Below are 16,832 nucleotides of genomic sequence, written 5' to 3' on the forward strand. Positions count from 1 at the left end.
TCTCTTGGGCCCGCAATCGATACTGCGCAGAGCGGCTGCAAATCCCCTCATCTCTTTCGAATGGAGGCTGCTGAGCTATCCTTAGCCCTATGCAGGAAGATGCACACGACGGATACGAGCAGGCCGAAATAGCAACCGCGGACAAGCCGTTGGGGCCGGGGCTTTATCTTGTGGGCACGCCGATCGGCAATCTGGAAGACATTTCGCTGCGGGCGTTGCGCGTACTGCGGCAGTCAGACCGCATTGCCTGTGAAGACACGCGGCAGACGCAGAAGCTACTGAATCATTTCCAGATTTCGACGCCGACCGTGAGCCTGCATCTGCACAATGAGCGCGAGCGGGCCGTGGAGCTGATCGCCGCATTGCAAGCGGGCGGGCGCATTGCCGTGGTGTCGGATGCGGGCATGCCGGGCATCAGCGATCCAGGCGGATGGCTGGCGCAGGCGGCTATCGAAGCAGGGGTCGCCGTGTATCCCATCCCAGGGGCCAACGCCGCGGTGAGCGCGCTTGTGGCGAGCGGTCTTTCCACGGCTGAGTTTCATTTCCTCGGCTTTCTGCCGGAGAAGGCTGGAGCACGCCGCACGCAGTTGGAAGCGCTGGCAAAGGCGATTGACGAAGGCTCACAGCGAACGCTGATCTTCTATGAAGCTCCGCATCGCATTCTCGAAACGCTGGCCGATCTTGAGTCTGTGTGGGGACCGGCGCTGCGGGTCGTCGTTGCGCGTGAATTGACCAAGCTGCATGAAGAATTCCTGCGCGGCACCGCGGCTGAGGTGAAGGCTGACCTGGCTGCGCGCGATCGTGTTCGCGGCGAGATCACGCTGCTGGTGGAAGCGGTTGCGCTCTCAAAGGCCCAGGAAGCGGGCGCATTCAACATACTTGCCCGCATCCAGCAGCTTGAGGCTGAGGATGGGCTCGCGGAGAAGGATGCTCTGAAACGGCTGGCACGGGAAACAGGCCAGTCGAAGAGCGACCTCTACCGCGAACTGCAGCGCGAGCGCGCGAAAAAGTCCGGCAAGCGCAGCTAGTCCGCGCGTAGCGCCTCGACTGGATTCACTGAAGCTGCGCGACGGGCCGGAATATAGCTGGCCAGCATGGCCGACAGAGCCAGCAGGGCGGCGACTGTTACCAGTGTCGGGACATCCCAACTGCTCACTCCGAAGAGCAAATTTCGCATCAGTGTTGCGGCTGCAACTGCACATACAACTCCTCCCGCGATGCCTGCTGCGATCAGCCAACCGGCTTCGCGCAGCACCATCTGGAGGACAGACTCGCGGCGTGCTCCAAGCGCCATGCGCACGCCAATCTCCTTCGTCCTACGGGCCACCGAGTAGGCAATCACTCCGTATAAACCAATCACGCTCAGTACCAGTGCCAGCAAAGCGAAACCGCCTACCAGCCACGCCGAGGCGCGATGCAGGTATGCTGCCTGCGATGTGTTGATACGTGTCTCCATGGTCTCTGCGGCGTAGGTCGTCAGACCGGGATCGATCTGGTGAATTGCCGCGTCCAGTTCTATCGGCAACGATGCGGCTTCTCCAATGGTTCTTACGATCACTACGAAATTGTGTTCCGGTCCCTGCGCGAATGGAGTGTAGAGTGCAGGGCGCGTTGCCTCATCGAGTGGCCCTTCCTTGATGTCCGCAACAACGCCGACAATCTCGATGGCTGGCTCCGACACATCGTAGCGAATCAGCTTGCCGAGTGGATCTTCACCAGCGAAGTAACGCCGCGCCATGCTGTCGTTCACGATAGCGACGAGCGGCTTCGTCGCATCTTCATTGGCACGGAAATAGCGACCCTGCAGGAGGCGACCACCCAGCGTGCTGAAGTAGTTGTCGCCTACCTGCCGCTGATTGACTTCATTCTGCTCGCCGCTCTCAGGACGACCAACAATCTTGAAGGTGGTATTGCCGCCGCGATTTCCGATGGGCAGGCTATGCGAGATACTGACCGCCTCAACACCCGGTAGTTGACCGACACGCTGCTCGATCTGACGGGATAGAGCGACGAGCTTTTCGTCGCGCGCGTAGTCTTCGTGGGAAGCGGCGACGCGCAGAGTCGTCAGATGTTCTGTGCGAATGCCGGTATCTGTATGCAACAGGCGGTAGAGGCTTTTACCCAGCAAGCCAGCACTTACCAACAGGACCATGGCTACGACAAGTTCCAGCACTACCAGGTTTGCGCCGGTCTTCCGCCAGAGCACATTTGCGTAGCCCCTGCTGCTTGATGCCAGGTTGGCGAGCACACTGTTCATGCGCAATCGCAAAAGCGGAACGAGTGCGAGAAGCACTGAAGTACCGAGCGATATGGCGGCTGCGAAGAGCAGTACGTGACCATTCAATCCCAGTCCGTGCAGGTAGGGCATGGCACCGAGCATCCCAACCGGGATGAGTGCGAGCAGTAGACGGATGACAAAGGTCGCGGCTACGACTCCAAGTACAGAACTGACGACGACAAGCAGGAGTGATTCGGTTGCGAACTGCTGCACGAGCCGCATACGCGAGGCGCCAAGTGCGCCGCGCAGTGCCACCTCGCGCGCACGGCTCTCAGAGCGTACGAGCAGGAGGCCTGCCACATTGCCGCCCGCGATGACCAGCAATAGCGATGCGCCTGCGAGAAGCAAGAGCAGGATAGAGCGTACGTTTCCAACGATGATGTCACTCAAGGGGGAGACCGTTGCGCCGCGACCAGCATCTGCATCTGGATATTGCTTCGCCAGGTGGGCTGCGATTGCGGTCATCTCTGCCTGCGCCGCAGCGAGAGGAATGCCATCTCTGAGGCGGGCAATTGCAGAGAGCCCATGCGAGCCGCGGTCCTCTGCGCTCGACATGTGAAGTGTTGTCCAGAATTCCGCGTCTTCTACCGGCGCAAAGTGAAAGTTCTGGGGCAACACGCCGATGATTGTGTAGTTAAGGCGATCGAGCGTGATCGTCTGTCCCAGACCATGAAATTTATCTTGAGATCTGGAATCGTAATTGCCACCGTATGTTTTCTGCCACTGCGCATAGCTGAGAACGACTGTACGCGGAGCACTCGCAGCATCTTCTCCCACAATGAAGTCTCGTCCCAGGATCGGGCTGACTCCGAGAGTGCGGAAGAAGCCATCGCTCACGATGGCGCCGGCAGTCGGTACACCACCGTTCGGTGTTGCCATTACAGCGGTGATCGAGTCGTAGGCCTCGAGCGATGTGAAGACCTCGTTCTGCTTCTTCCAGTCAAGATAATCCAGATAGGAAAGATGGAAGTGAGAACCCATCGGCGTGCTCTCAAAGAGAGCAACTAATCGGGATGAGTCCCGATAGGGCAATGGCTGAAGCAATGTTGCATCCACGAACGCAAAAATGGCGATATTGGCGCAGATAGCGATGCTGAGGACGACAATCGCAACAATGGCAAACCCAGGATTTCGGATGAGTTGCCTGCATGCGAAGCGGAGATCGGCGCCAGCGCTCTCCAGCAGCAGGGAAACATCCACCGCAGTGGTTCGTTCGCGGATTGCAAGTGGATTACCGAAGCGGGTTCGCGCCTCCCTCACTGCCTCTGCTCTGCTCATGCCGCTGGCATAGTTATCGTCGGCACGCATGGCCAGGTGTGCCGCGAGTTCCTCGTCGATCTCGCGAGTGACACGATTTTTGCGCAAGAGATTCCCCATTCGCCTGATGAGCGACATTGCGGCCTCCAACCACTGCAAGTTTTGTAACGACGAAAAACTATGCGAAGCGAAGCATCGCTCTGACTCCCTTAACCAGCTGCTCGAAACTCTCCTCGGCATGCTTCAGCTGCTTGCGCCCTGCCGCGGTCAATTTGTAGTACTTGGCGCGGCGCTTCGTTTCTGTGAGCGCCCACTCACTGCTGATCCAGCCACTCTGCTCCATGCGGTGGAGTGCGGGATAGAGTGATCCTTCCTCTACAGATAACAGCTCATCCGAAGCTCGCTGAATATGAACCACGATGCCATATCCATGCAGCTCGCCTAGCTGCGACAGCGTCTTCAACACCAGCAAATCCAGGGAACCCTGCAAATCGCTTCTGGCCAAACTACACCCCTAGGCAACTCTGTATGGACGACATTACCCCTAGACATATAGGTGTGTCAACTTCTAATTTTACAAACCTTGGGCATGGTTGGGCCTGCTGCTGCCGCGAAGAGCACTGTTGTTGTCAGAGGGATGGAATCAGGAATGAATCTGGATAAGCTCAGCGATGGCTGCGCGTAGTTCTTCCGTCAGCGCCTCTGATTCGCGCAGCGTGCGGCCCGCGGTGAGGATCGGTTTCCCGATGATGAGCTTGAGCGGCATTCCCACGTTGTAGAAGTGGCGCGTGTGGATGGGAAGCAGATCATAAACGCCAATTAACGCAATGGGCACCAAGGGTACCTGGCTGCGAATGGCCAGGTATGCTGCACCATTCAGAAAGGGTTGCAAATCTCCATCGGGCGTGCGGCCGCCCTCAGGAAAGACAAAGACATTCAGTCCATCGCGCAGTGTGCGGATGCCATTGCCGAGGCTCGAAAGCGTTGCGCGGGGATTGGCCGTATCGATCGGAATCTGGCCGGACCGATTGAGATACCAGCCGATAAACGGGAGGCTCCAGAGTTCCTTCTTGGCCAGGATACGGAACTGAAACGGCAGGCTGGCGAAGACAACCGGCGTATCCATGTATGAGGTGTGGTTGGCCGCATACACGGCGGTTTCATCAGGAATATTTTCGAGACCGCTAACCTCAAGCCGCGAGCCAGAAGACCAGACCGAGGCACGCGCCCAGAGGCGGGCGATACGATGCTGCAGGCGGCCATGGCGGTCAAACAGAGACGCCAGCAAGGCGAGGCTGCCGAAGAACGCTGTTCCAAGCAGGAAGGGCGGCGCCTTGACCAAGTTCGTACTGATGCGATGCGACAAAGGCAGCGGCTTCGGTCTCACGACTTGGCTTCCTGCAATGCCGCTGAATGGTCCATGAGCAGCGTTCTTGCTTCACCTACCAGGTAGACGCTGCCGCTGATGACAACTCGGCCCTGCGGGGTAGCGCGCTGGCGCGCTATCTCGATAGCTTCCGCCACGGTCGCAGCTGGAGTACAAGGAACTCCTGTAGCTTCAGCGGCGGCGGTGAGATCAGCTACCTCGGTCGCGCGGGGAGAATGAATAGGAGCCAGCACTACATGGTCGAAGACCGGGAATAGGATCTGCGTCATTTCGAGCAGAGGCTTATCACGCAGACACGCGAAGATGAGGACCTGCGGCGCGTTGGGGGACGGTTGCGAGGCGCTGAGCGCGGCACGGAGTGCCCAGGCACCGGCAGGATTGTGTGCCACGTCGATCAGGAACTCAGGACCCTCCCCGGAGGCGATGCGCTCCAAGCGGCCCGGCCAGCGCGTAGTGCGAATGCCCCGCTCGATCGATGCTGCCGTGATCGGGAAGCCATGATGCGTTGCAAGTTCCACGGCAGTCGCGATGGCCAGCGCAAGATTGCGGTGCTGGTGCGCGCCTTTCAGCGGGGAATCGACGACGATGCTGCTGCCCAGCACATCCAGGGCATACGGCTCGCTCGGACTCGTACCCATGGTCGGCGTGTAGTCGGTGGCGCTTACGCCGCGCACATTCAACTCCACGGCGACCTCGCCCAGAGCCTGGTTAGCCAGCGGATGCTGCGGCAGTGTCACCAGCGTTCCGTCGCGGCGCAGGATGCCGGCCTTTTCCCGCGCTATGAGGTCGATCGTGTTTCCCAGCCACTCCTGGTGATCGAGAGAAATGTCGGTAATCACGGAGACGATGGGATCGACAAGATTGGTCGCATCCAGCCGCCCTCCCATGCCGACTTCCAGCACAGCCAGTTCCACTTTCGACTCGGCGAAGTAGGCAAATGCAAGCGCCGTCAACAGTTCAAAGTAACTGGGGAACGCGGGAAGGGCTCCGTCAAGAACAAGCTGCTGCGCAGTGTTATGGACGCGAAAATAAAGCCGGGCAAATGTCTCATCGGGGATCTCCACATCGCCGAGCCCGGGAGTTCCAAGCCGGATCCGCTCGTTGACCCGGTCCAGATGGGGTGACGTGTAAAGCCCCACGCGCAAGCCAGATTCGCGGACTATGGAAGCCAGCGTGGAGGCGGTGGAACCTTTTCCGTTGGTTCCGGCGATCAAAACGGAAGGGAAACTGCGCTGCGGGTTGCCAAGAGCCTCGGCGAGAACGCCGATCTCAGCCAGCGAAAACTTCCGACGCGGCTGTCCCGGCGTCGAAAACAGCTCTGGGATCAAGGCACTGAGATGGGCGATGGCAGCTTCGTAAGACATGGAACTTCTATTGTAAGGGACCGGGGATAACTGAGAAAAAGGCCGCAAATCAAGAGATTTGCGGCCTTCAGGTTGGGGCTTCTGGAGCTAGAAGCGGATACGGATGAACAAACGCGCGTGGCGATGTCCAGAGATAGTGTATGTGGGGTCGTGGAAAGTATTCGCCCCGTTTGGTCCGGTGAAAGCATCGGTCGGGATGCCGCTGACCAGGGTGGTGTTTTCGATCCCGGCTTCGCCGTGGTTGAATGCGTTGAAGAGTTCACCACGGAAGTCGAGAAGCGCATCCTTATACAGCTTGAAGGAGCGCTGGATGTTGACATCCCACTGCTGGAATCCCTGGCTATAAACGCTGTTGCGGGATACGGGGCTCACCGGGTGCGTGCCATACGCAGGAACGATCCAGTGAACATCGGAAGCATTTACTGGCTCGCAGGGATTGTTTGTGTACCAAAGAGACGGTCCTGAGCAGAGGCCACCATCGGACACGCCGTAATACCAAGAATCGTCGAAGGCGTACGTCTTCAAGGAAGCCTTGGGATTGGAAACAACGGGGCGGTCGTTGCCGATGCCATCACCATCAACATCGGTACCAACTTCGACGTTTTCCGGGCTGCCAGTCTGGAACTGAGTAATTCCGGCAAGAGCCCAATGGTTGATGACGTTACCGATGATCTTCATCGATCCTTCGGTATGAATGACGTGCGGCTGCCAGATATAAGTCAAAACAAGGCGCTGGCGGTGATCGTAAGCGGACGGACCGTAATCACTCGTGCCACGGTTGGTTGGGAAGCGGCTGAAAGGATAGGAGGATTGGTTATTGAAAGTGAAAATTTCTGAACCGTTGTCGAAAGACCTACCCAGAGTGTACGAAGCTCGGAAGAGGAAATCATGGTTGAAGCGGTGATCAAGCTCAGCCCACAGTCCGTTGTAGTTAGAGTCAACTGAGTTGTCCCGAGCGATGATGGCTCCGCGTGTTGGAATGACGCGAGAACCAAAGAAGTAGTCGTTAACGTACGGATTCAGGTTCTCGTTGCCATAGAGATGTTCCCCTCGCTCACCGACATAGTTGACCTGTAGGGTCGTGGACCAGGGTAGTTCTTGTTCCAAGCCGAAGTTGTAGTGAATGGTGCGAGGCGAGAGCAGATGATCCACGATCGGTTCCGCTGTGTTGCCAGGAAGCGGAGACTTATTGAGATTGGCAAATTGTGAGTCCCAAGCGCCTGTGCCACGCGAGTGCGATGCCGAAGCGATGCTGGTGATGACTGGTGATGCCGCATTCGGTGCGCTGGCCTGAATGTTGTCGATAATGTTGGTGTAGACCACATCATAGAAAACGCCGAAGCCAGCGCGCACCACAGTTTTATGTTGGCCGAGAAACTGAGGGCTGTAGGTGATGCCAGCTCGGGGGCCCCACTGTGAACCATCTGCCTGCTGCTTGGTGTTGCAGTTAGAACCTTCGGTCAAGGGGAAGCAACTAATGTCGTTGAAGTCAATTCCGGGATACGGCGTGCCCGGTGCATTGAAAGGAGCGCCGTTGTATTCATAACGGAAGCCCATGTCCAGCGTCAGGTTCGGCAGAGGACGGAAGGTGTCCTGAACAAAGTAGTTCTGGGAGATAAGCTGCGGACGTGCGATGGGGCTACCGAAGTTTTGGGCTACGGTCGAGTTGGCACCGCCAAAGTCATCCACGTAATTCGCTAGAGCGGTGTAGGTTGCACAGCCGCTGTCGGGCGGCGGGTTGGAGTTGCAATTTTGAGTCCCCGTCGAAGGGACGTTGGTCGCGAAGGTGGATTTGGCGAAACCAATACTTCCGTAGAAGTTGAAAGGAATTTGATCTCGAACACGGACATCTTCGATGTCGGTGCCGATCTTGAAGAAATGCTTCCCCTTGGTCCAGCTAATGGAGTCTTGTACCTGATAGGTGTTGTGGAAGCGTCCCTGCGGGATATTTCCCGGGATACCGTAGCCTGTGAGCCCTGAGATACTGACAGCGGGCTGATCATACAAGGGATTTGCCAAAGTGCTTGCTGGCAGTCCGAAGGAGAATCCAATGCGGCCATAGGAGAGACGGAATTCGTTGACCACCTTGGGAGAGAAGACATGCGTCTCGACGATGCCAGTGTTGTAGGAAGTTCCATCCTGATCGGAGTCAAAACCAGGGAGCTGGCCTGTGAAGTTAAACACGTCGTATGGAGCGACAAAACGGGTGCGAATGAAGCGAAGGTTGATGGTATCTTTCTCGCTGAAAATGTAGTCGCCCTTAAGGTCAAGCTCCGGCGAGTTATAGTCCGCACCGAGATTACGCTGGATGAGACCCACTTGGACGACCCCGCGTTCGGCTCCGGTTGCCGGGTCAGGACCTAGGTCGAGCGAGGGCTGAGGATCGTTCGGGTTCACAACACCGACGAGACCGCCATAGGCTTGAATGAGATTGTTGATACGCGTGTTGCTTGGAAGAGCCTTGAGGACGGCGAAGCCAGCAGCGGTCGGAATAGCCAAAGGTGAAAGAGCCGCAGTGGATCGATAGTAGTCCCACTGGTAAGCCGCAAAGAAGAAGGCCTTGTTCCTAACGATAGGCCCGCCGATGGTGAAGCCAGGCAGATTCTCACGATACTTTGCAGCGCTGCTGACGCCGTTGTTATAGAAGTGGTCGTACTTGTCGATGGTGTCAAGCGAAGAGTTCTGTGCGCGCTCAAATACCGAACCGTGGAAGCTGTTGGTACCGCTCTTATAGATCAAGTTCGCGACTGAGCCGGCACCGTGGCCGTATTCTGCAGTGTAAGCATTCTCAATAATGACAACTTCTTTGACGGCTTCGTCGTTACCAGGTTGTAGTCCCTGGCCTGCGATACCTGCGTCATTGTTGTCCTGACCTTCGATAAGGAAGTTGTTGGCGCGGGGACGACCGCCGCCGACGTTGAAGGTGACACCGTTCGAGAATGCGCCCTGCGTCACAGAGGTTACGCCGGGAAGTGTAAGGGCCAGTTCGTAGGGATTGAGACTGTTGATGGGCAGGTTGCTGATTTCGAGGGCGCCTATGGTTCCGCTCAGTTGACCGTTGTCGGTGTTGAGGAGAGCGTTGTCCGCCGAAACTTCAACTTTGTCAGTTGCCCCCCCGACCTTGAGAACGAGCGAAGCAGACGTGGGGCTTGTCGCCGGAACAACCAAGCCGCTCAGCACGGTATCTGAAAACCCGGTGCTTGACGCTGTGATGTTGTAGACGCCAGGCACGACCGACTCAATTCGATAGAGCCCATCGGCACCGGTAATCCCGGTTCTTACGCTGCCAGTGTCTGCGGAGACTGCAGTCACAGTTGCGCCGACCACCGCTGCGCCGCTCGCGTCTGTTACGGCACCCACGATAGAACCATTCGAAGTTTGACCAAGGGCGGTGCCAATTCCAACAAAGAGCATGAGCAGGGCAAATACTACTCGCCTGATTCCTGTCACGTAATTCCTCCAGAAGTGTAATTTGCGGAAAAATGATTTGAGAGTGGGACCTGGCTGGCGAGCAATGATTTAGTGCTGCCCGGCTTGGCACACATCGAGCGGTGCCATTTGCAAGTATGAATTGCACGTGAATGGCCAATCTAAGATCACGGCAAAGACCATACAGGTGAATAGTTTGCAATCTGGTCAAAAGTGGACTATATACCCTTTTACATATATTACCAGTGATTCTATGAATAACTGTAGCCGTTCGGTTGTCTTACTGAGCAGAAGGCCGCAGCTCGAGAGCTGCGGCCTTCTGCTTCCATGCAGTTTTCAGAAATCGGTTAGAAGGAGAACTTCAGGGCCAGTTGCATAGTGCGGGCATTGGCGGTGAAGAACTTTCCTGGCTGGTTGAAGGACGGGTTTTGGGGCTCCTGGAAGGACAGGCTAGCCGTATAACCGGGCGAGTTGATGTTGTCGATGGTTCCCGGAATGTACTGCGCGTGATTCAGGACGTTGTACGCCTGGGCTTGGAATTCAAGCTTGTAGCGCTCCGAGAAGCTGAACCGCTTAACGGCGGTGGCATCCAGGTTGTTGATCGGATTGATGGGCAGAGTATTCCGCGACGCGTTCGCAATTGTTCCTGCTTTTGCCTGAACGTACTCAGCATTTGGATCATTTGCGAGATATGCAACCAGGTTTCCGTTGCACGTTGCTACGCCTTCACCGCAGGCAGAAGCCGCGCGGCTTGGATCGTAGAGCGCTGTCGCGCCGGTGCCGGTGCCCTTTTTGCCGTGCGGATTGACGATCGTACGGTCGGTATAGGTACCATCGCCGTTTCCGTTGGCGTCATCTCCTGAGAGGGTGGTGGCGTACTCCGGAGACTCGTAGGTGTAGATCGGAGCAACTTCCCAGTTACCGGCCAGATTCTTCAGGAACCAGTTTGAATTCTTGAAGATAGGCAGGTCATATACCGCTTCGAAGGTGAGCCGGTGGGTACGATCCAGAGCAGAACGGCTGTAATCGCTCTTGACGCTCTGGAAATCCTGTGGACGACGCGGGGTGAGCACGGTGGAGAATACGTCAGCCGTGGCGTCGTCCATGGTCTTGCTCCAGGTATAGGCCAGATTTACCTGGAGTCCCTTCTGGAAGCGACGGGTAAGATTAGCGGCCAGGCCGTTGTAGTTCGACTCCGAAGCCGGCTGGAAGGACGTCAGATTGTTGGTGAACCCAGCATTCAAGTAGTCCGAAACGTAATTGGACCGGGAGAGAATCGACGAGAGGGTATTTGGCAAAGCTGCCTTTTCCGCATCGCCCGGCGCACTGAAGTAGGTTGGCAGGCTGTGGGCGGAATCAACCTTTGGCTGCTTGTTCAAGCGAACCTGGGCAGGCAAGTGGATGCCCCGGGTACCGAGGTAGCGAACTTCCAAAGTGTAGTCCTTATGGAAGACGCGTTCGATTCCTAGAGACCAGGTCTCGGCGTACGGCAGTTTCTGGTTGGGAATGTAAGCAGAGGTAGCAGCGCGTTGATCGGCGATCGTCGCGAAGGTCTGCAGAGTTCCCTTGCCCGGAGGCAGGCCGCCGCTCGCCAGGAAGTTAGGATCGCCCGGGTTCGGCGCGCCTGGAGCTCCGGAGCCTACGTCCTGAGTTGAAGAATACTGTGGCGGGAAGGAAAGGGTGCCAAGGTTGTCGTAGAGCACATCGATGGCCATGCCGAAGCCTGCGCGGATTGAGGTATTTTCGTCCGGAGCGTACACGATTCCGAAGCGTGGAGTGTAGTTGTTGTATTGAGGCTTAGGCGTGGAGAAGACAATCAGGCCAGGAACGCTCGCGGAGATGTTCAGGACCTGCGCACGTTCACCCTGCGGAACAGATGTAAATTCGTAGCGGAGACCCACGTTGATCGAGAGCTTAGCGCTCGCCTTCCAGGTGTCGTTGACATAGCCGTAGAACGCTGTCTGATCGCCGTAGTAGAAGAAGTTGCCGGTCGAGCGCTCGCCGAATGCGGTGGGCGCCAGGTCATGCAGATACTCTGTCAGATTGTCCCACTGATAGTCGCCGCGAACACGCTGGGTGAAGCTCTGCGGGGAGATGAACTTGCGCCCATCGAAACCAAACTTCAGCGTGTGTTTACCTTTGATCCAGCTAACGTTGTCCGTGAACTGGTACATGTTCTGGATGGTGGACTGCGGTGCGTTGCCGTCCGGACCGATATTCAGCTGATTCTGGTCGAAGATGGTGAGGTTCGGGAAAGAGTCCAAGCCGGGGAAAGTAAAGTTTCCAGACGGGGTGATGTTGGCGTAGCGGTTAAATCCGAGGCGCGCTTCATTGATCAGATTAGGAGTGAAGTTGTGGTATTCACTGATCGCGATCAAATGGAACTTGTTCGGAGCCGACTGGTAGAAAGCTGGAAGTGCCGCAGCCGTATCGAGAGAACCAAGGGTGTTGTAAATGTAGCGACCACGCAGGCTGTCTTTTGGCGAAAGCGTGTAATCGAAGCCCGTTGTCAGGACATCGAAATTGCTGAACACCGGTGCGCTCACGAGAAGGTTACCCAGCGGAATCTGGGTCGCTTTCCCACTGGCAAATTCGCCTGTATCGGAATTGAAGCCCGTGCCATCATACACAGTCAGGAACTGACCGCCCGAGGATTGATTGAAGCATGCATTGTCCTTCGTGGCGTCAATCTGGCTGGGCGAAGCAGGGACATACTTCGTGTAGATACCAAGATTTGTTGCACTGAGATTGGCAACTGTCCCGAGGGCAGCTATGCCGTCCGCGGTCGGCGTGCAGAGGTAGTACTGGCCCGACTGCCCGGTTGTTTGACGCTCGTAGCCTCCAAAGTAGAACAGCTTATTGCGCCAGATGGGTCCGCCAACCTCGCCGCCATAGCGGTTGAAGTCGTACCGAGGATTGGCAATCTTGCCACCCTGAATGGCGTTTTCAGCATTCAGATTGCGATTTTGAAAGTATTCGTACGCCGTGCCATGGATCTTATTGGTGCCGCTCTTGATGTTGGTATTGAACTGGCCTCCCGTCGAGTGGCCAAACTCTGGCGAAAACTGATTCGTGATCAGAGTGAAATCGCCGACCGCATCGTTGGGTACATACACCAGAGGACCGGTCACGGATTTGTTGTTGTTATCAATACCTTCAATTGTGTAGTTATTCGCACGAGGACGCTGCCCTCCAACCGACGGGCCTTGGCCTGCACCAACGGCACCGCTGGAAGCTACGCCCGGAGACAAAAGTGAAAGGTTGAGGACACCCAGACCTACGGAGGCAACGGGAAGATCGTTGATTTCCTTGGTTTCAAAGGTGGTTAGCAGCTGTGTCGTCGTGGTATCGAGAGCGACGGAAGCCTCTGAAGTAACTTCAACAACAGTGGAAGCGGAGGCAACAGGCAATACCAGTCGGGCTGTGGCCGTCTCATTGAGCTTGAGTTCAAAGTCCTTGAGGACGTAAGTATTGAAGCCGCTCGCAGTTCCCGTGATGTTGTACTTACCCGGCAACAGATTTTGTAGAGTAAACTCGCCGTTTGCATTCGTGGTTGCATCCACTTCGACGCCCGTAGCTACGTTGACAACCTGGACCTTCGCTTTGATCACAACTGCGCCGCTGCTATCCACCACGAGTCCGAAGATGTTGCCACTGGTAGCCTGAGCAAACGCCGCTTTCGGGGCAATGCATGTGGTAAACGTGCCGCCGGCTAGCGCCACGCCGAGAGCAATTGAGCAAAAAGACTTTCTAAAGTCGTACATTCGGTCTTCCTTCCAGAATTGTGAATGGTCAAGGGATGCGGAACAACCCCGCTAATCCTGTCAGCCAAAATCGGGCTGAGCGTGTAATACGGAACAGGCGTACTACAAATCGGCCTTCGCGGATTCTGTTGCTATGAATGCAAGTGGATGGCCATTCTCTCCAGACAGGCAAACGGCTTTGTATGAGCTGTTTACGATATTGAAAACTTATCGTCTCTACGTTTTTCGGTATATCAACCCAAATTCTATGAAAATTGGGTTTAAATCTCTGCTGCAAAGGAGAGGTGACTTCTTCTATCTCTCTGCGGAGGTGTAGCACGCAGAAGTTATGCAGCTCCACTGCCTTCTTCGTCGTTTGCCGCAGCTTCTGAACGTGGATTCGAGGTTCAAGGAGCAGGGTCGATCAGCTTGATACCACTGTCCGGATCGGCGCGCTTGTTCAGCGGAGCGGAGTTGGCGGTGAGAAATACTTCCACGGTCGGATTCACATGCAGCTCCCAGACGTGTCCGCCCACGGTGCTACCGTCCCGGCGGCCCAGCACGGCGTGCATGTGCACGACCGGCTTGCCGTTGAACGTGGCCACATCGCCAATCAGGGACAGGACTTCGACCTGCTCCTTGGTCACAGTCGGATGGTACATCTTGTGCTCCAGATCGAGCCAGGCAGTCGTTGCTGAACTGATGGCGCCGATACCGGTAAAGTGCGCGTCGCCTACCTTATATTGCGTCGCAAAATCGGTCAGGCCGCTCAGCACTTCGTCCCCTTTCAGGAAGACGATGACGTAGACCTTCTCCTCCGGCGTGTCTTTCAGCACCTTGACCTGCATGTGCGGGGCCTGGCCGGATGGAACGGGGCGCGTCGGAGAAATTTCCCTGGATGGAGGCGCCTGTGCCTGAGCTAGAACAGCGAGCGCGAGAATCAAACCTGAAACTATCCGAAAGAGTCTCACGCCATCCTCCGATTGTGTCGATACCAGCTCAAACAGTTCTCATCTCGACGGCCGGATCAACTGGATCAATGTCCGCCAGCCAGCTCCCAGGGCCGTACCGGCGCCTTCTGATGCGTTTCGCGGCCCTTCACCCGGTCATATTGATACAGATCGCTGGTGGTGCCCAAAGCCTCGTTATACAGACTGATGCCGCCCGTGACCTGCGTCAGCTCTTCGGTGAACTGGTGGATCGCCTGCAATTGTGCGGCGGTAGCGGGAATTTCGTACTTCGAGGTCTTCAGAAATTTCTGGTAGCCACGGTCCAGCAAGCGCGCAATCTCGCCCTTGACTACCGCACCTGGCCGATCCTGGAAGGCTACGACCGTGTCCGATCCAGGATCAAGACCCGGAGCCGCCGTGGCGCCGGTGCCGCGCACCAGCACTGCAGCACAACCATACTTCGCCACCCAAAGCCCGCCTGAGGTTCCGGGAGCAGGTGTTACCGCAAAACCATGCGCAGTCAGCGCATCCTGAATCTGCTCCAAGGTAGGAGCTTTCGTCTTCCGTGCCATTGAGAACGATCCAGTCCCTCGCTTCAGTCCCGGTGGCAATGCCTGCGTTACAATTCCCAGCCAAGGCGCCGTCCGTTGCGAGGTGTTGAAATAGATATCGGCAGATTCGCCGATTACTTCAACTCTCGCACATGCGCTCGGACAATCGCAATTTCCAGAGGCAAAACCGATGCTGATCCTGCCAAATGCCGTCCACGACCAACTCCGCCAGCACGGAGAGATTGCTTATCCGCATGAGTGCTGCGGGATTCTGCTGGGGACCGTAGACAAAATGGACAGAATCGTCACCGAAGCCATCCCAGCCCAAAATACCAGCGATCATCCCTGGAAGCACTACGACATCGCCCCGCTGGACCTGATCCGTGCCGAGCGGAAGGCGCGCGCAGCCGGGCTCCAGATCGTCGGCTTTTACCATTCGCACCCCAATCACCCAGCCCACTGGTCCACGACGGACCTTGTTGAGGCCCACTGGATTGGCTGCTCTTATGTGATTACGTCCGTCGAGAAAGGCGCTGCGATCGCTACCCGATCCTTCCTGCTCGGCGGAACGACCGAGGACGACAAGCGTTTTGAAGCCGAAGAACTCCAAATCATTTCCTGACAACGCCTCTGCGTTATCCTGATTCTTAGAGCACTCGAAGGAATCTCATTACAATGACCTCTGCATTCGCTGACGCCGCAACGCTGCCGGAACTGACCAACGACGACCTGGGACGCTACTCCCGCCACCTGATCCTGCCCGAGGTGGGCATGGAAGGCCAGCAGCGCCTGAAGGCCGCGAAGGTACTTTGCGTCGGCACGGGAGGCCTCGGCTCGCCGCTTGCGCTCTATCTCGCCGCCGCCGGCATCGGTACGCTCGGTCTGGTCGATTTCGACGTGGTGGACGCGAGCAACCTGCAGCGGCAGATCATCCACTCGACCAAGGACATCGGCCGCAAGAAGACGGACTCGGCCAAGGAAAAGCTCCTCGCGCTCAACCCGGCGCTCAACGTCGTCACGCATGACACCATGCTGACCAGCGCCAACGCGCTCGAAATCTTCGCCCCGTACGACATCATCGCCGACGGCACGGACAACTTCCAGACCCGCTACCTGGTCAATGATGCGTGCGTCCTGCTCAACAAGCCGAACGCCTACGGCAGCATCTTCCGCTTCGAGGGCCAAGCCAGCGTCTTCGCCACCGAAGAAGGCCCCTGCTACCGCTGCCTCTATCCCGAACCGCCGCCGCCGGGCCTGGTCCCGAGCTGCGCTGAGGGTGGAGTACTGGGCATTCTCCCCGGCATGATCGGCACCATTCAGGCGACGGAAGTCATCAAGCTGATCCTCGGCAAGGGCGAGCCGCTCGTCGGCCGTCTGCTTCTCGTCGATGCGCTCACCATGCGCTTCCGCGAGCTCAAGCTGCGCAAGAATCCCGACTGCCCTGTCTGCGGCACCAATCCCACCGTGACCGAGCTGATCGACTACAACCAGTTCTGCGGCATCTCTGCCGAGCCGGCAGCCGACGCACCGGTCAAGAACGGCGTCCCGCAGATTTCGGTGAAGGAGCTGAAGGACCGCCTCGACAAGAAGGAAGCCCACAACGACAACTTCCTCCTGCTCGACGTGCGCGAACCCTACGAATTCCAAATTGCCCAGATTGGCGGCAAGCTGATTCCGCAGAACGAGGTGGAATCCCGCCTGAGCGAACTGAACCCCGAGCAGGAAATCCTCGTCCACTGCCGCAGCGGCGCACGCAGCCAGAAGATCGCTGAGCTGCTCAAGGCCAACGGGTTCCAGAAGGTCTCAAACGTCGCCGGCGGCATCCTCGCCTGGTCCGATGAGATCGACCCTACTGTGCAGAAGTACTAACCGG

The 16,832-nt window shown here is 57.1% G+C and carries 11 protein-coding genes; 3 read left to right on the forward strand and 8 right to left on the reverse strand.

What is annotated here, in order from left to right:
* Window positions 1–89 precede the first annotated feature (89 nt).
* On the forward strand, window positions 90–1,028 hold the full coding sequence (rsmI, locus tag AC5S27_RS23250; protein WP_493936943.1) for a 16S rRNA (cytidine(1402)-2'-O)-methyltransferase: 939 nt from the start codon (window positions 90–92) through the stop codon (window positions 1,026–1,028).
* Here rsmI and AC5S27_RS23255 read toward each other — a convergent pair.
* From AC5S27_RS23255 to AC5S27_RS23290, 8 genes are all read right to left on the reverse strand, one after another.
* Complete coding sequence (locus AC5S27_RS23255) at window positions 1,025–3,673, reverse strand: ABC transporter permease (RefSeq protein ID WP_493936944.1); 2,649 nt, start codon at window positions 3,671–3,673, stop codon at window positions 1,025–1,027. The genes rsmI and AC5S27_RS23255 overlap by 4 nt on opposite strands.
* A gap of 40 nt (window positions 3,674–3,713) precedes the next feature.
* On the reverse strand, window positions 3,714–4,040 hold the full coding sequence (locus tag AC5S27_RS23260; protein ID WP_493936945.1) for a PadR family transcriptional regulator: 327 nt from the start codon (window positions 4,038–4,040) through the stop codon (window positions 3,714–3,716).
* A gap of 138 nt (window positions 4,041–4,178) precedes the next feature.
* Entirely contained in the window at window positions 4,179–4,922 is a 744-nt protein-coding gene (locus AC5S27_RS23265) for a lysophospholipid acyltransferase family protein (RefSeq protein WP_493936946.1), read from the reverse strand.
* The gene (locus AC5S27_RS23270) at window positions 4,919–6,286 is read right to left on the reverse strand and encodes a bifunctional folylpolyglutamate synthase/dihydrofolate synthase (RefSeq protein WP_493936947.1); all 1,368 of its coding nucleotides are present in this window, start codon (window positions 6,284–6,286) and stop codon (window positions 4,919–4,921) included. The genes AC5S27_RS23265 and AC5S27_RS23270 overlap by 4 nt, the downstream gene beginning before the upstream one ends.
* An 87-nt stretch (window positions 6,287–6,373) precedes the next feature.
* On the reverse strand, window positions 6,374–9,736 hold the full coding sequence (locus AC5S27_RS23275) for a TonB-dependent receptor (protein ID WP_493936948.1): 3,363 nt from the start codon (window positions 9,734–9,736) through the stop codon (window positions 6,374–6,376).
* A gap of 326 nt (window positions 9,737–10,062) precedes the next feature.
* Complete coding sequence (locus AC5S27_RS23280) at window positions 10,063–13,479, reverse strand: TonB-dependent receptor domain-containing protein (protein ID WP_493936949.1); 3,417 nt, start codon at window positions 13,477–13,479, stop codon at window positions 10,063–10,065.
* A 386-nt stretch (window positions 13,480–13,865) separates the two neighbouring features.
* On the reverse strand, window positions 13,866–14,429 hold the full coding sequence (locus AC5S27_RS23285; protein ID WP_493936950.1) for a PPC domain-containing DNA-binding protein: 564 nt from the start codon (window positions 14,427–14,429) through the stop codon (window positions 13,866–13,868).
* A gap of 65 nt (window positions 14,430–14,494) precedes the next feature.
* On the reverse strand, window positions 14,495–14,980 hold the full coding sequence (locus tag AC5S27_RS23290) for a hypothetical protein (RefSeq protein WP_493936951.1): 486 nt from the start codon (window positions 14,978–14,980) through the stop codon (window positions 14,495–14,497).
* A 169-nt stretch (window positions 14,981–15,149) separates the two neighbouring features.
* Here AC5S27_RS23290 and AC5S27_RS23295 point away from each other — a divergent pair, with 169 nt between their 5' ends.
* Both AC5S27_RS23295 and moeB read left to right on the forward strand, forming a co-directional pair.
* Window positions 15,150–15,581, forward strand: a complete 432-nt coding sequence (locus AC5S27_RS23295; RefSeq protein WP_493936952.1) for a M67 family metallopeptidase — start codon at window positions 15,150–15,152, stop codon at window positions 15,579–15,581.
* A 53-nt stretch (window positions 15,582–15,634) separates the two neighbouring features.
* Window positions 15,635–16,828: a molybdopterin-synthase adenylyltransferase MoeB gene (moeB, locus tag AC5S27_RS23300; protein WP_493936953.1), complete on the forward strand. Its 1,194-nt coding sequence runs from the start codon at window positions 15,635–15,637 to the stop codon at window positions 16,826–16,828.
* The last annotated feature ends 4 nt before the right edge of the window (window positions 16,829–16,832 follow it).

It is taken from the genome of Acidicapsa borealis, assembly GCF_059115245.1.

What these genes read in the sequence shown, in the direction of transcription:
- AC5S27_RS23255 (WP_493936944.1), bottom strand. Translation starts at nt 3,673, where the DNA reads ATGTCGCTCATCAGGCGAATGGGGAATCTCTTGCGCAAAAATCGTGTC.
- AC5S27_RS23280 (WP_493936949.1), bottom strand. Translation starts at nt 13,479, where the DNA reads ATGTACGACTTTAGAAAGTCTTTTTGCTCAATTGCTCTCGGCGTGGCG.
- rsmI (WP_493936943.1), top strand. Translation starts at nt 90, where the DNA reads ATGCAGGAAGATGCACACGACGGATACGAGCAGGCCGAAATAGCAACC.
- AC5S27_RS23290 (WP_493936951.1), bottom strand. Translation starts at nt 14,980, where the DNA reads ATGGCACGGAAGACGAAAGCTCCTACCTTGGAGCAGATTCAGGATGCG.
- moeB (WP_493936953.1), top strand. Translation starts at nt 15,635, where the DNA reads ATGACCTCTGCATTCGCTGACGCCGCAACGCTGCCGGAACTGACCAAC.
- AC5S27_RS23295 (WP_493936952.1), top strand. Translation starts at nt 15,150, where the DNA reads ATGCTGATCCTGCCAAATGCCGTCCACGACCAACTCCGCCAGCACGGA.
- AC5S27_RS23270 (WP_493936947.1), bottom strand. Translation starts at nt 6,286, where the DNA reads ATGTCTTACGAAGCTGCCATCGCCCATCTCAGTGCCTTGATCCCAGAG.